Genomic DNA, 13,459 nt, shown 5'->3' with positions numbered 1-13,459 from the left:
AGCAGTCAACCACCGGCACCCTGACGGGTGTTCCGTGCCACGTCGTGGAACCCCCTTGTGGTGAGCGCGGACGCCGTTCAGGATGACCACGGCGTCGCCGCCGGGGCGGGCGCCGGAGAGAAGGGGAGACATCACCGTGACCGCACCGCTGCGCCATAAGGTCCTGCTCGACGAGGACGAGATGCCCACCCGCTGGTACAACATCCTGCACGACCTGCCGACTCCTCCCCCGCCGCCGCTGCACCCCGGCACCGGCCAGCCGGTCGGCCCCGACGACCTCTCTGGGATCTTCCCGATGGACCTCATCGCCCAGGAGGTCTCCACCGAGCAGTACATCGACATCCCCGAGGCCGTCCAGGACGTCTACCGGCTGTGGCGTCCCTCCCCGCTGTTCCGGGCCCACCGGCTCGAGAAGGCCCTCGGCACCCCGGCCCGCATCTACTACAAGTACGAGGGGGTCTCACCGGCCGGCTCGCACAAGCCGAACACCGCGGTGCCGCAGGCGTACTACAACGCGCGCGCCGGCATCCGAAAGCTCACGACCGAGACCGGCGCCGGGCAGTGGGGCACGTCGCTCGCCTTCGCCTGCGCCCAGTTCGACCTCGAGTGCGAGATCTGGCAGGTGCGGGCCTCCTACGACGCCAAGCCGTACCGCAAGATCATGATGGAGACCTTCGGGGGAACGGTGCACCCGAGCCCGTCGGACCTCACCGAGGCAGGGCGCGCCATCCTCGCGAGCGACCCCCGCTCGAACGGGTCGCTCGGTCTGGCCATCAGCGAGGCCGTCGAGGTGGCGGCCCAGGACCCGAACGCCAACTACGCCCTGGGCTCGGTGCTCAACCACGTGCTGCTGCACCAGACGATCATCGGCGAGGAGGCCCTGCTCCAGCTGGCGAAGATCGACGAGACCGTCGACCTCATCGTCGGGTGCACCGGTGGTGGCTCGAACTTCGGTGGCCTGACCTTCCCGTTCCTGCGGGAGAAGTTCGCCGCCGGTGGTGCCGGGCCGGTCATCCGCGCCGTCGAGCCGGCATCCTGCCCGTCCCTGACGCAGGGCACCTACGCCTACGACTTCGGTGACGTCGCCGGGCTGACGCCCATGATGAAGATGCACACCCTCGGGCACGACTTCATGCCCGACCCCATCCACGCCGGGGGTCTGCGCTACCACGGCATGAGCCCGCTCATCAGCCACCTCTACGAGGAGGGGCTCATCGAGGCCGAGGCCAAGACGCAGAAGGACTGCTTCGCGGCCGGGGTGCTCTTCGCCCGCACCGAGGGCATCGTGCCGGCACCGGAGCCGACCCACGCGTTGGCGGCGGCGGTCGACGAGGCGATCCGGTGCATCGAGACCGGTGAGGAGAAGGTGATCCTCACGGCCCTGTGCGGTCACGGGCACCTCGACCTGCCGGCCTACGACGCCTACCTGCGTGGCGACCTCATCGACCACACCTGGGAGGACACCGAGCTGCAGGAGGCCGTCGCCCAGGCGCTCACGAGGCTGCCCGCGATCCCGGGCTGATGAGGGCGGTGCGCTGACCCCCCGCGGTCAGGACGGGTCGGTGAACAGCGGTTCGTAGTACGTCGCCATGCCCTCGTAGTCGGGCCACGCCACGGCCGCCACGTCGTCCCCTGCATGAGCGGCGACGAGCCGGTCGAGGTAGTACTCCCAGCCGGGCCCGACATCCTTGGCCAGCGCCGGGTCGGGCAGTCGCTGGGCGAAGGTCAGGGTCGTAACACCCGCGGCCTCGGCGAGGTCGAGCTCGAGGTGCCAGTGGGCAGCAGCGTCATCGGAGTTGGCGATGGTGAGCTCGAGCCGCCGCGGCGGGTCGCACTCGTGGATCGTCACGGCCTCCGCCGCGACGTCCTCGCCCTCCGCGGTCATCCGGAACATCACGGCGCCGGATGCCGGGTCGCCGCTCCACGTGCCGATCCACCGCACGAGGCGCTCGGGTTCGGTCACGGCCGCCCAGACGTCGCGGGCGGGTGCCCGGAACGTGCGTTCCAGCACGAGGGTGACGATCCCGTCGCGCTCCTCACGTCGGCCGTCTGCGTGGGTAGGGGTGGTGTTCATGCGCTCTCCATGGGATGGGGACGGGCTGTCGGGCGGGGTTCGGTGGACATCCGGTCGCGGCCGACGCGTCTGACCTCGAGGTCGAGGGCGTCGAGCATGGTCGAGGTCACCGGGGGTTGGCCCGCGGCGACCATCTCGGCGATGAACGCCTGCACCTCGGACAAGGCCCCGGGGCGAACGCCGTAGTGCCGTTCACGGCCCACCTCCTGTGCCTCGACCAGGCCGGCGTCCGCGAGCAGGCGAAGGTGCTTGCTCACCGCAGGTCGGCTGATCGGGAGGCCGGCCGCGAGGTCGACCACGCGTGCACGACCCGCCGTCAGCGAGCGCAGGAGGTCGCGGCGCACCGGGTCGGCGATCGCTGCGAAGACGTCCATGCAGATAGGTAACCATATGGTTACCAATCTGTCGAGTGGCTCAGGCCAACGTCACCAGGTCGCGGTAGTCGGTGCTGAAGAGGTCCTCGACCCCGTCCGGCAGCAGCAGGATGCGCTCGGGCTCGAGCGCGTCGACCGCACCCTCGTCGTGGGTCACGAGGACGACAGCGCCCTCGTACGTTCGCAGAGCGCCCAGGATCTCCTCGCGGGAGGCCGGGTCGAGGTTGTTGGTGGGCTCGTCCAGGAGCAGCACGTTGGCCGAGGACACGACGAGCAGTGCCAGCGACAGGCGGGTCTTCTCACCACCGGAGAGCACCCCCGCCGGCTTCTCGACGTCGTCACCGCTGAACAGGAACGAGCCGAGCACCTTGCGCACGTCGGTCTCGCCGAGGTCAGGCGCTGCCGACTTCATGTTGGCGAGCACCGACCGGTCGACGTCGAGGTTCTCGTGCTCCTGGGCGTAGTAGCCGATCTTCAGCCCGTGGCCCGGCTCGACCTGCCCCGTGTCGGGGGTGTCGACGCCGGCGAGCATGCGCAGCAGGGTGGTCTTGCCGGCACCGTTGAGGCCCAGCACGACGACCCGTGAGCCGCGGTCGATGGCCAGGTCGACGTCGGTGAAGATCTCCTGCGAGCCGTAGGACCTCGAGAGCCCGGTGGCCCGCAGCGGGGTCTTGCCGCACGGGGACGGCTTGGGGAAGCGCAGCTTGGCGACCTTGTCGTGGGCCCGCTCGGTCTCGAGACCGGAGAGCAGCCGCTCTGCTCGACGGGCCATGTTCTGGGCCGCCACCGTCTTGGTCGCCTTGGCGCGCATCTTGTCGGCCTGCGCCATGAGCACGGAAGCCTTCTTCTCGGCGTTGGCCCGTTCCCGCTTGCGCCGACGCTCGTCGGTCTCGCGCTGCTGGAGGTAGGCCTTCCAGCCGAGGTTGTACTGGTCGAGCTCGGCCCGGTTGGCGTCGAGGTGGAAGACCTTGTTGACCACCGCGTCGAGCAGGTCCACGTCGTGCGAGATGACGACGAGGCCACCCTTGTAGCCCTTGAGGTGGTCGCGCAACCAGGCGATGGAGTCGGCGTCGAGGTGGTTGGTCGGCTCGTCGAGGAGCAGCGTCTCGGCCCCCGAGAACAGGATCCGGGCGAGCTCGATGCGGCGCCGTTGACCACCGGAGAGGGTTCCCAGCGTCTGCCCGAGGATGCGCTCGTCGAGGCCGAGGGCGCCGGCGATGGATGCCGCTTCGGACTCGGCCGCGTAGCCTCCGGCGGCGACGAACTCGCCCTCGAGGCGGCCGTACCGTCGCATGGCCTTGTCCTGCTTCTCACCGGTGGCGGTGGCCATCGCCAGCTCGGACTCGCGCAGCCTACGCACGATCTCGTCGAGGCCTCGCGCCGACAGGATGCGGTCACGGGCGGTGACCGTGAGGTCGACCCCGCGGGGGTCCTGGGGCAGGTAGCCCACCTGACCACTGCTCGTGATGCTGCCTGCGGCCGGCTGCGTCTCCCCCGCCAGCGCCTTGGTCAGCGTGGTCTTGCCGGCACCGTTTCGGCCCACGAGCCCGACCCGGTCCCCCGGCGCCACGCGGAAGGTCGCGTCGTCGAGCAGCAGGCGCGAGCCGGCGCGCAACTCGACGGAGGCAGCGGTGATCACGAAAAGGTCCTTCGAGCAGGTGGGGGACGTTGCGCCGCACCGGTGCGGTTGCGCACGACGGCAGGCGGTCGCCGTCTAGTGTAGGTCCCGCCGCGTGTAGCGCGGTTCACGCACCGGCACGGAGGCACGACCCATGAGCTTCAACGAGAACGTCACCCTCGACACCTCACAGGTGAGCTCGGGCGGTCGCGGTGGTGGGGCGCCCGGGGGCATGGTCGTCGGCGGCGGCATCGGCGGCATCATCATGCTGATCCTCGCGATGGTCTTCGGCATCAACCCCGCCGACATCACCGGTGGTGGCCAACAGCCGGCGCCCGGGCAGGTGCAGCCCGGTGGTGAGCAGGGTTCGGCCGCCTTCGCCGAGTGCGTCACCGGTGCCGACGCCAACACGAACATCGAGTGTCGGGTCATCGGGTCGGTCAACTCGGTGCAGGCCTTCTGGGCCGGTGAGCTCCCCCGGTTCGGCAAGGAGTGGCAGCCGACCCAGACCGTGCTCTACCGCGGCACGACCCAGTCGGCCTGTGGCACCGCGAGCAACCAGGTGGGGCCCTTCTACTGCCCGCTGGACAAGAAGGTCTACATCGACGCCAGCTTCTTCCAGATCCTCGAGCAGCAGTTCGGCAGCAGTGACGGCCCCCTGGCGCAGGAGTACATCGTCGCGCACGAGTACGGCCACGCCCTGCAGGACCAGCTCGGTCTGCTCGGTCGGGCCCAGCGCGACCCGCAGGGTCCGGAGTCCGGTGCCGTGCGCATCGAGCTCATGGCCGACTGCCTCGGCGGGGTGTGGGCCCACCACGCCTCCACCGTCAAGGACGAGGACACCGGTCAGCCCTTCCTCAAGCCGCTGACCGACCAGGACATCAAGGACGCACTCTCTGCGGCGTCGGCCGTCGGCGACGACCGCATCCAGCAGAAGACCCAGGGCCGGGTGCGTCCCGAGAACTGGACCCACGGCTCGGCCGAGGCCCGTCAGCGCTGGTTCCTCCAGGGCTTTCGCACCGGCGACCTGAACCAGTGCGACACCTTCGCGGTGGCCTCGGTCAACTGACGACGGTGACCGGCCGGCCCGGGTGGCTCAGCGGGTCACGAGGGCGAGGACGAACGCGGCGTAGGAGGCGAGGGCAGCCCACGCGAGCCCGGAACGCAGCCGCCGAGGGCCGTTCGCGACCCCGATGACCATCGACGCGGCGAGCAGCGCCCAGCAGACGCCGTGCCCCAGCGAGAGCGCGAGCCAGGCCCACCCGGTTGCGTCGTCCACGGCATCCGGAAGCACCCGGAACCAGAGCACCGACATCGCCGCGGCCAGGCACGCCCCCGCAGCCAGCGACGGTCGGCGATGCGCCGCCCACCATGCCCTCAGGTGCTCGCGCATGCTCACCCGTCCACCGGGTCGAGGATGTCCGCGAGCGTGGCCCGGTAGGCAGCCAGGGCACGTCGCCCCTGCTCGGTGAGGGATGCCGTCGTCACCTCGCCGCGGATGCCGCGCACGCGCTGGGAGGTGACGTACCCGGCATCCTCGAGACGCCGCAGGTGCGTGATGAGGTTGCCGCCCGTGAGGGCGAGCAGCTGCTGGAGACGGCTGAAGGTCAGGGTGTCCCCCGGCTCGAGACCTGCCAGTGCCGCCATGATGCGCAGTCTGGCAGGCGCGTGGATGACGGGGTCGAGGTCGGGAGTCATTGCGGTCGACGAGCGACGGCGACACCCGCACCGAACGAGATCGCGCAGCCGAGCGCGATGACCAGCGCCATCAGCGAGGGGTCGAACCACGCTGCGGTCGCCGTGGTCGCGGCGAGCAGGCCTCCGACGACCCCGAGGGCCGGCGCCCCGAGCGGCGCGGCCGAGGCCAGGTAGATCGTGGCGACGAGCAGGAGCGGGACGAGTGCCGACAGCTTGCCGAAGGTGCTGTCGGGGATGCCGTCGCGAGCGAGCGCCACCATGATCACCTGGGCCGCCCCGAAGGAGAGCACCCACGTCAGGGAGTACAGCAGACCGGCCCTGCTGCTGAGTCCGTGCACGCCCCGGGCAGCGCGGCCCACCGTGACGACGGTGACCACGAGGGCAAGGGTCAGGGCCCCACCGAGGACCGCCAGCGCCCAGGCGGGGGGACCGGTGTAGGGGTCCTGCTCGCGGGTGGCCCACCAGATGGCGAGGTGCCCACCGGTCAGGGCGGCACCCCACACCGCCAGGAGCGGCCCGGTGGGCACGTCGAGTGCGCTCGCCGTCTCGGCCTCGGTGCGGTCGAGGAGGTCGCGCGCGCTGGCTGCGGTCCACCGCTGGTCGTCAGTCATGGCAGGTCCTTTGTTTGTGGTACAAACCGATGTCTCAAGTTTGCACCACAAACTCAGTGGTGGCAAGCCGCGGTCACTCAGTGATGGCTATTCGCACGGCCCGGCCGCGGTCGAGCGCCTTCTGGAGCACGTCCAGGCGCGGGTCGGGCAGGTCGTACAGCTCCCGCCGCGGCAGGTCACGCAGTCCGGCGAGCCGGTCGTCCTCGAGCAGCGAGGCCGCCAGCGCCTTGTCGCCCCCGAGCACCAGGCCCGCGGGTCGGATGCCGGTGAGCAGTCGCGCCGCGTGCTCACCCGCCGCACCGACGAGCCCGTCGGCCTGGTTGGCGCGCCGGCGGGCGAACCGCTGCTGACTCCAGCCACCGGCGGCCGTGCGCGACTGCACGTAGCGCGTGCCCACCTTGTGCGCGGTGAGGTCTCCCCCGGTGGCGACGCCGACGGCATACCCGCCCCGTCGCACGAGGAGGATGGCGAGCGGGTCGTGGTCGAAACGCGCGACCCCGACGACCCGTTGGGGGCCGTCGGGGTTGTTCGCGGCGAACCGCTCGAGCCAGCCGTCGAGCCGTGCCGGGGCGACCTCGACGACTCGGGTGGCCACCGGGTACGTCAGATGTTGAAGCCGAGGGCGCGCAGCTGCTCGCGGCCGTCGTCGGTGATCTTGTCCGGTCCCCACGGCGGCATCCAGACCCAGTTGACCCGGTACGAGGCGACGAGCCCCTCGAGCGACTGCTGGGTCTGGTCCTCGATGACGTCGGTCAGCGGGCACGCGGCCGAGGTCAGGGTCATGTCGATGACGGCGTGGTTCTGGCCGTCGACGGTGATCCCGTAGACGAGGCCGAGGTCGACGACGTTGATGCCGAGCTCGGGGTCGACGACGTCGCGCAGGGCCTCCTCGACGTCGGCCACGTTGGCTGGGGTGCTGGTCTGGGTCACTGCGGGGCTCCTTCGGCCTGGTGCAGGGCATCGGTGAACGCCATCCATGACAGGAGGGCGCACTTGACTCGGGCGGGGTACTTCGCGACGCCGGAGAGCGCGACACCGTCGCCGATGCGCTCCTCGTCGCCGGGGTCCTCACCCTTGCTCGTGAGCATGGAGCGCATGGCCTCGACGGTCTCGCGGGCCTGGGCCAGGGTCTCTCCGGTGATCTCCTCGGCGAGGATCGACGCCGAGGCCACGCTGATCGAGCAGCCGACGGAGTCGTAGGACACGTCCTCGACCACCGTGTCGGCACCCGCGCCGGACAGGTGGACCCGGAGGGTCACCTCGTCACCGCACGTGGGGTTGACGTGGTGCACCTCGGCCTCGAACGGCTCGCGCAGGCCGAAGCGCACGGGGCGCTTGGAGTGCTCGAGGATGAGTTCCTGGTAGAGGTCCATCAAACCGCCACCTCCAGACCGAACATCGCGGGTACCCGGTCCAGGGCCGCGAGGAGGGCATCGATCTCGGCAGGCGTGGTGTAGGCCGCGAAGCTGGCGCGGGTGCTCGCCTGGGCCTTCAGCGCGCGGTGCAGCGGCCACGCGCAGTGGTGGCCCACCCGCACCGCGACACCGCTGTCGTCGAGCACCTGTCCGACGTCGTGGGCGTGGACGTCGTCGACGACGAAAGCCACCGCTCCCCCGCGATGCTCCAGTCCCTCGGGGCCGAGCACGCGCACCCACGGGCGGTCCGCGAGTCCGTCGAGGAGGCGGCGCGTCAGGGCCTGCTCGTGGGCGTGCACCCGATCGAGCCCGAGGGCGCAGAGGTAGTCGCACGCGGCGGCGAGGCCGACGGCCTGGGCCGCCACGGGAACGCCCGCCTCGAACTTCTGAGGAGCCGGGGCGTACGTCGAGGTCTCCATGGTGACGGTCTCGATCATCGACCCGCCGGTGAGGAAGACCGGCATCTCGTCGAGCAGCTCCGAGCGTGACCACAGCACGCCGATGCCGAGCGGTCCGAACATCTTGTGCCCGGAGAACGCCAGGAAGTCGACCCCGAGGTCGCTGACGTCCACCGGCAGGTGAGGCACCGACTGGCAGGCATCGAGCACGACGAGGGCACCCACGGCATGGGCCCGCTCGGTGAGCTCACGCACCGGGTTGACGGTGCCGAGGACGTTGGAGACGTGGGTGAAGGCGAACACCTTGGTGCGCTCGGTGAGCAGGGTGTCGAGGTCGGTGAGGTCGAGCCGCCCGTCAGGGGCCACCGGCACCCAGCGCAGGGTCGCGCCGGTGCGCCGGCAGGCCTCCTGCCACGGGATGAGGTTCGCGTGGTGCTCCATCTCGGTGACGAGGACCTCGTCACCCGGGCCCAACGTGAAGCGGTCACCGCGACCGCCGCCGCCACCCGCTGCGCCGTTGGTGAAGGCGTACGCGACGAGGTTGATGGCTTCGGTGGCGTTGCGCGTGAAGACGACCTCGCCGGGACGGGCACCGATGAACGAGGCGATCGTCGCCCGGGCGTCCTCGTAGGCGTCGGTGCCCTCCTCGGAGAGCTGGTGCGCTCCCCGGTGGACGGCCGCATTGGTGTTCTCGTAGAACCAGCGCTCGGCATCGAGCACCTGCCGTGGCTTGTGCGAGGTGGCGCCGGAGTCGAGGTAGACCAGCGGGCGCCCCCCGCGCACGGTGCGCGCCAGGATCGCGAAGTCGGCCCGGATCCGGGCCAGCTCCTCGTCGGTGAAGGGGGCGGCGGTCATGTCAGCCCTGGGCCGGCGTGAGGAAGCGGTCGTAGCCCTCGGCCTCGAGGCGCTCGGCCAGCTCGGGGCCACCCTCCTCGGCGATCCGGCCGTCGACGAAGACGTGGACGAAGTCGGGGCGGATGTAGCGCAGGATGCGGGTGTAGTGCGTGATGAGCAGGACACCGGACCCAGTGGCCTCCTTGGCGCGGTTGACGCCCTCGGAGACCACGCGCAGCGCGTCGACGTCGAGGCCGGAGTCGGTCTCGTCGAGCACGGCGAACTTCGGACGGAGCAGCTCCATCTGGAGGATCTCGTGGCGCTTCTTCTCACCGCCGGAGAAGCCCTCGTTGACGTTGCGCTCGGCGAAGGACGGGTCCATGCGCAGGTTCTCCATCGCCTGCTTCATGTCCTTGACCCAGGTGCGCAGCTTGGGCGCCTCGCCGTCGACGGCGGTCTTCGCGGTGCGCAGGAAGTTCGACATCGACACGCCGGGCACCTCGACGGGGTACTGCATCGCGAGGAAGACCCCGGCGCGGGCCCGCTCGTCGACGGACATCGCGAGGACGTCCTCGCCGTCGAGGGTCACCGTGCCGGAGGTGATCGTGTACTTGGGGTGTCCGGCGATGGAGTACGCGAGGGTGGACTTGCCCGAGCCGTTGGGGCCCATGATGGCGTGGGTCTCACCGCTGTTGATGGTCAGCGTGACGCCGCGGAGGATCTCCTTGGCGCCGTCCTCGGTGGTGACGCTGACGTGCAGGTCCTTGATCTCAAGGGTCGACATGGGGTGCTCAGCTCTCAGGGGTCAGGGCGACGAGGACGTCGTCGCCCTCGATACGGACGGTGTGAACGGTGACGGGGACGATCGCGGGCGGCCCGGAGGGCTGGCCGGTGCGCAGGTCGAAGCGCGAGCCGTGCAGCCAGCACTCGATCATGCAGCCGTCGAGCTCACCCTCGGACAGCGAGACGTTGCCGTGGGTGCAGGCGTCGTCGATGCAGTGGAGGCCGCCGTCCTCGGTGCGCACCAGGCTCACGCGGCGCCCGTTGACCTCGGCGAGGGTGGCCCCCACGAGGGGCAGCTCGTCGAGGCGGCACACCCGCACGAAGTCGGTGTCGGTCAGCTGCTCGCTCATGCGGCACCCGCCGACAGCTCACGCTCGATGGCCTCCATGAGGCGCTCCTCGATCTCGGGGACGCCGATGCGACCCACGACGCTGGCGAAGAACCCGTGGACGACGAGGCGACGGGCCTCGTCCTGCGGAATGCCACGAGCCATCAGGTAGAACAGCTGCTCGTCGTCGAAGCGACCGGTCGCGGAGGCGTGCCCGGCCCCCTCGATCTCGCCGGTCTCGATCTCGAGGTTGGGCACCGAGTCGGCGCGGGCGCCATCGGTCAGCACGAGGTTGCGGTTCAGCTCGTAGGTGTCGGTGCCCTCGGCGCTGGCGCGGATCAGCACGTCACCGACCCACACCGTGTGAGCGGTGTCGCCCTGGAGCGCGCCCTTGTACTCGACGTTGCTGCGGCAGTGGGGCACCGCGTGGTCGACGAACAGCCGGTGCTCGAGGTGCTGCCCGGCGTCCGCGAAGTACACGCCCAGGCCCTCGAAGGAGCCGCCGGGGCCGGCGTAGGTGGCATTGGTGTTCATCCGCACGATGCCGCCACCGATGGTCACGGTGATGTGGCGCACCGACGCGTCACGGCCAACGACGACGTCGTGCTGGGCGAGGTGGTTGGCGGAGTCGTCCCACTCCTGGACGGAGACCAGGGTCAGCTGTGAGCCGTCACCGGTGATCACCGAGACGAGTTCGCCGTAGTTGCTGGTGCCGGCGTGCTCGATCACGACGGTCGCCCGGGCGAACCGGCCGAGTCGCACGATCAGGTGGCCGTGCACGACGTCGGAGGACTCGCCGTGCAGGCGAAGCCGCACGGGCTCGTCGAGCTCGGCCTCGGCCGGGATCTCGAGCACCGTGGCACCACCGCTGTGGGCGGCGGCGACGACGGCCGCGCGGTCACCCGGCGCCGGTGTGCCGCTGGCGCGGACGTCCTCGGTGGATGCCGTGCCCAGCGTGACGCCGTCGGGAAGGGTGTTCGACCAGGTCAGGTGCGCGCCGGTCGCCTCGTCGCGGAACAGCATCCCGATCCGGTCGACCGGGGTGAAGCGCCACTCCTCCTCGCGCCCGGTGGGCAGCGCGAAGTCGGCCACGTCGTAGGACGTGGTGCGCTCGGCGCGGGACTGGTCGGGGACCATCGTCGCGGCACTGTCGGTGTGCGCACCGGAGGCGGGGCGCTGGGGGGTCAGCAGCGACATCAGCCGACTGCTCCTTCCATCTGGAGCTCGATGAGGCGGTTGAGTTCGAGGGCGTACTCCATGGGGAGCTCCTTGGCGATCGGCTCGACGAAGCCGCGCACGATCATGGCCATCGCCTCCTCCTCGGACATGCCCCTGGACATGAGGTAGAACATCTGGTCCTCGGACACCTTCGAGACCGTGGCCTCGTGGCCCATCTGGACGTCGTCCTCGCGGATGTCGACGTACGGGTAGGTGTCCGAGCGGCTGATCGTGTCGACGAGCAGGGCGTCGCACACTACCGAGCTCTTGCTGCCGTGCGCACCCTCGAGGATCTGCACGAGGCCGCGATAGGACGTGCGGCCACCGCCTCGGGCGACCGACTTGCTGACGATCGAGCTGCTCGTGTTCGGGGCGGCGTGCACCATCTTCGAGCCTGCGTCCTGGTGCTGGCCCTCGCCGGCGAAGGCGATCGACAGCGTCTCACCGCGGGCGTGCTCGCCGAGGAGGAAGACGGCGGGGTACTTCATCGTGACCTTGGAGCCGATGTTTCCGTCGATCCACTCCATCGTCGCGCCCTCGGCGCAGGTCGCGCGCTTGGTGACGAGGTTGTAGACGTTGTTCGACCAGTTCTGGATGGTCGTGTACCGCACGCGGGCGTTCTTCTTGACGACGATCTCGACGACGGCCGAGTGCAGGCTGTCGCTCTTGTAGATCGGCGCGGTGCAGCCCTCGACGTAGTGAACGTAGGAGCCCTCGTCGGCGATGATCAGGGTGCGCTCGAACTGGCCCATGTTCTCGGTGTTGATCCGGAAGTAGGCCTGCAACGGGATGTCGACGTGAACGCCCGGCGGGACGTAGATGAACGAGCCGCCCGACCAGACGGCGGTGTTCAGCGCGGCGAACTTGTTGTCACCGGCGGGGATCACCGAGGTGAAGTACTCGCGGAAGAGGTCCTCGTGCTCGCGCAGGCCGGTGTCGGTGTCGACGAAGATGACGCCCTTCTCCTCCAGGTCCTCACGGATCTGGTGGTAGACGACCTCGCTCTCGTACTGCGCGGCGACTCCGGCGACGAGGCGCTGCTTCTCGGCCTCGGGGATTCCGAGACGGTCGTAGGTGTTCTTGATGTCCTCGGGCAGGTCCTCCCAGGAGGTGGCCTGCTTCTCGGTGGACTTCACGAAGTACTTGATGTTCTGGAAGTCGATGCCGGTGAGGTCGCTGCCCCAGCTCGGCATGGGCTTCTTGTCGAACAGGCGCAGCGACTTCATCCGCAGGTCGAGCATCCACTGCGGCTCGGACTTGCGCGCGGAGATGTCGGCGACGACCTCTTCGCTGAGGCCGCGACGGGCCGTCTCGCCCGCGGTGTCGGCGTCGGCCCAGCCGTACTCGTAGGTGCCGAGGCCCTTGAGACCGGGGTTGAGCTCTTCGATGTGGCTCGTCATGACGAGGCCCTCTCGCTGGTCGGGGTGGAGGTGGTCGGGGTGGGAACGAAGGTGGTGCAGACGTGGTCGCCGTGGGCGAGGGTCGCGAGTCGCTGGACGTGCACGCCGAGCAGGCGTGAGAACGCCTCGGTCTCGGCCTCGCAGAACTGCGGGAACTCGGCGGCGACGTGCTGGACGGGACAGTGCCCCTGGCAGAGCTGGACCCCGGTCAGCGGGCCGTCAGCGCCCCCCACGGGACGTGCGGATGCCGCGAAACCGTCGGCGTTGAGCGCCTCGACGAGCGCGGTGGCGCGGGACGCGGGGTCCTTTCCTGCGGTCGCGATGCGCTCGGCGTAACGGCTCTCGAGGTCGGCGGCGCGGTGCTCGGCGAACGCCGTGACGGCATCCGGACCGGCCGTTGCTCCGAGGAAGCGCAGCGCCTCGCCCGCCAGGTGGTCGTAGTCGCTGACCAGGGCTCGGTGCCCCTGCTCGGTCAGCACCCACTCCTTGGCGGGGCGGCCGCGACGCTTGGGGCCGCTCGCCTCACGGGCTTCGAGGAGGCCCTCACCGTGCAGCGCGTCGACGTGGCGGCGCAGGGCGGTCTCGGTGAGGCCGAGGCGGGCGACCAGGGCCGCGATGCTGACGGGCCCCTCCTGGCTCACGACACGCAGCACCCGGTCGCGGGTACGCGACTCGAGGACGTGCGTCTCGGCATTAACCACACAGCAA

Annotated in this window: 17 protein-coding genes; 2 read left to right on the top strand and 15 right to left on the bottom strand. The window is 70.2% G+C overall.

All coding sequences use genetic code 11. The features are described from left to right. The first annotated feature begins 136 nt into the window (after positions 1 to 136). Entirely contained in the window at positions 137 to 1,522 is a 1,386-nt protein-coding gene (locus C8E84_RS02385) for a TrpB-like pyridoxal phosphate-dependent enzyme (protein ID WP_281348897.1), read from the top strand. 27 nt (positions 1,523 to 1,549) lie between these two features. Here the strand turns inward: C8E84_RS02385 and C8E84_RS02380 are convergent, their stop codons facing one another. The 3 genes from C8E84_RS02380 to C8E84_RS02370 are packed head-to-tail and all read right to left on the bottom strand — an operon-like array spanning position 1,550 to position 4,087. Further along, positions 1,550 to 2,074: an SRPBCC family protein gene (locus C8E84_RS02380; protein ID WP_159899161.1), complete on the bottom strand. Its 525-nt coding sequence runs from the start codon at positions 2,072 to 2,074 to the stop codon at positions 1,550 to 1,552. After that, on the bottom strand, positions 2,071 to 2,448 hold the full coding sequence (locus C8E84_RS02375) for an ArsR/SmtB family transcription factor (protein ID WP_159899159.1): 378 nt from the start codon (positions 2,446 to 2,448) through the stop codon (positions 2,071 to 2,073). Before C8E84_RS02375 ends, C8E84_RS02380 begins: the two co-directional genes overlap by 4 nt. A 40-nt stretch (positions 2,449 to 2,488) precedes the next feature. Beyond that, a complete protein-coding gene (locus C8E84_RS02370) occupies positions 2,489 to 4,087 on the bottom strand; it encodes an ABC-F family ATP-binding cassette domain-containing protein (RefSeq protein ID WP_159899157.1) in 1,599 nt (532 codons plus the stop codon). A gap of 133 nt (positions 4,088 to 4,220) precedes the next feature. On the opposite strand from C8E84_RS02370, the gene ypfJ reads away from it, so the two are divergent. Continuing rightward, a complete protein-coding gene (ypfJ, locus tag C8E84_RS02365) occupies positions 4,221 to 5,135 on the top strand; it encodes a KPN_02809 family neutral zinc metallopeptidase (protein ID WP_159899155.1) in 915 nt (304 codons plus the stop codon). A gap of 27 nt (positions 5,136 to 5,162) precedes the next feature. Here ypfJ and C8E84_RS02360 read toward each other — a convergent pair whose 3' ends face one another. From C8E84_RS02360 to C8E84_RS02305, 12 genes are all read right to left on the bottom strand, one after another. Beyond that, positions 5,163 to 5,459, bottom strand: a complete 297-nt coding sequence (locus C8E84_RS02360; protein ID WP_159899153.1) for a hypothetical protein — start codon at positions 5,457 to 5,459, stop codon at positions 5,163 to 5,165. A 2-nt stretch (positions 5,460 to 5,461) separates the two neighbouring features. After that, a complete protein-coding gene (locus tag C8E84_RS02355) occupies positions 5,462 to 5,764 on the bottom strand; it encodes a transcriptional regulator (RefSeq protein WP_159899151.1) in 303 nt (100 codons plus the stop codon). Further along, positions 5,761 to 6,375 (bottom strand): hypothetical protein, encoded by a 615-nt coding sequence (locus C8E84_RS02350; RefSeq protein WP_159899149.1) that lies wholly within the window; start codon positions 6,373 to 6,375, stop codon positions 5,761 to 5,763. The genes C8E84_RS02355 and C8E84_RS02350 overlap by 4 nt, the downstream gene beginning before the upstream one ends. 73 nt (positions 6,376 to 6,448) lie before the next feature. Continuing rightward, positions 6,449 to 6,970: an acVLRF1 family peptidyl-tRNA hydrolase gene (locus C8E84_RS02345; protein WP_159899147.1), complete on the bottom strand. Its 522-nt coding sequence runs from the start codon at positions 6,968 to 6,970 to the stop codon at positions 6,449 to 6,451. Between the two features lie 8 nt (positions 6,971 to 6,978). Beyond that, positions 6,979 to 7,353 (bottom strand): metal-sulfur cluster assembly factor, encoded by a 375-nt coding sequence (locus C8E84_RS02340; RefSeq protein ID WP_425495943.1) that lies wholly within the window; start codon positions 7,351 to 7,353, stop codon positions 6,979 to 6,981. After that, positions 7,302 to 7,748, bottom strand: coding sequence for a Fe-S cluster assembly sulfur transfer protein SufU (gene sufU / locus C8E84_RS02335; protein WP_159899143.1), 447 nt, complete (start codon positions 7,746 to 7,748; stop codon positions 7,302 to 7,304). The genes C8E84_RS02340 and sufU overlap by 52 nt, the downstream gene beginning before the upstream one ends. Beyond that, positions 7,748 to 9,043, bottom strand: a complete 1,296-nt coding sequence (locus tag C8E84_RS02330) for an aminotransferase class V-fold PLP-dependent enzyme (protein ID WP_159899141.1) — start codon at positions 9,041 to 9,043, stop codon at positions 7,748 to 7,750. Before C8E84_RS02330 ends, sufU begins: the two co-directional genes overlap by 1 nt. A 1-nt stretch (position 9,044) precedes the next feature. Then, on the bottom strand, positions 9,045 to 9,806 hold the full coding sequence (sufC, locus tag C8E84_RS02325; protein ID WP_159899139.1) for a Fe-S cluster assembly ATPase SufC: 762 nt from the start codon (positions 9,804 to 9,806) through the stop codon (positions 9,045 to 9,047). Between the two features lie 7 nt (positions 9,807 to 9,813). Next, positions 9,814 to 10,155, bottom strand: coding sequence for a non-heme iron oxygenase ferredoxin subunit (locus C8E84_RS02320; RefSeq protein WP_159899137.1), 342 nt, complete (start codon positions 10,153 to 10,155; stop codon positions 9,814 to 9,816). Further along, the gene (gene sufD / locus C8E84_RS02315) at positions 10,152 to 11,330 is read right to left on the bottom strand and encodes a Fe-S cluster assembly protein SufD (RefSeq protein ID WP_159899135.1); all 1,179 of its coding nucleotides are present in this window, start codon (positions 11,328 to 11,330) and stop codon (positions 10,152 to 10,154) included. The genes C8E84_RS02320 and sufD overlap by 4 nt, the downstream gene beginning before the upstream one ends. Further along, on the bottom strand, positions 11,330 to 12,751 hold the full coding sequence (gene sufB, locus C8E84_RS02310) for a Fe-S cluster assembly protein SufB (RefSeq protein ID WP_159899133.1): 1,422 nt from the start codon (positions 12,749 to 12,751) through the stop codon (positions 11,330 to 11,332). The genes sufD and sufB overlap by 1 nt, the downstream gene beginning before the upstream one ends. Further along, on the bottom strand, positions 12,748 to 13,452 hold the full coding sequence (locus C8E84_RS02305) for a helix-turn-helix transcriptional regulator (RefSeq protein ID WP_159899131.1): 705 nt from the start codon (positions 13,450 to 13,452) through the stop codon (positions 12,748 to 12,750). The genes sufB and C8E84_RS02305 overlap by 4 nt, the downstream gene beginning before the upstream one ends. Positions 13,453 to 13,459 lie beyond the last annotated feature (7 nt).

The sequence above is a fragment of the Ornithinibacter aureus genome, from assembly GCF_009858245.1.
GTDB classification, from domain to species: Bacteria; Actinomycetota; Actinomycetes; order Actinomycetales; family Dermatophilaceae; genus Fodinibacter; species Fodinibacter aureus.
This window is presented reverse-complemented; position numbering and strand designations above follow the sequence as displayed.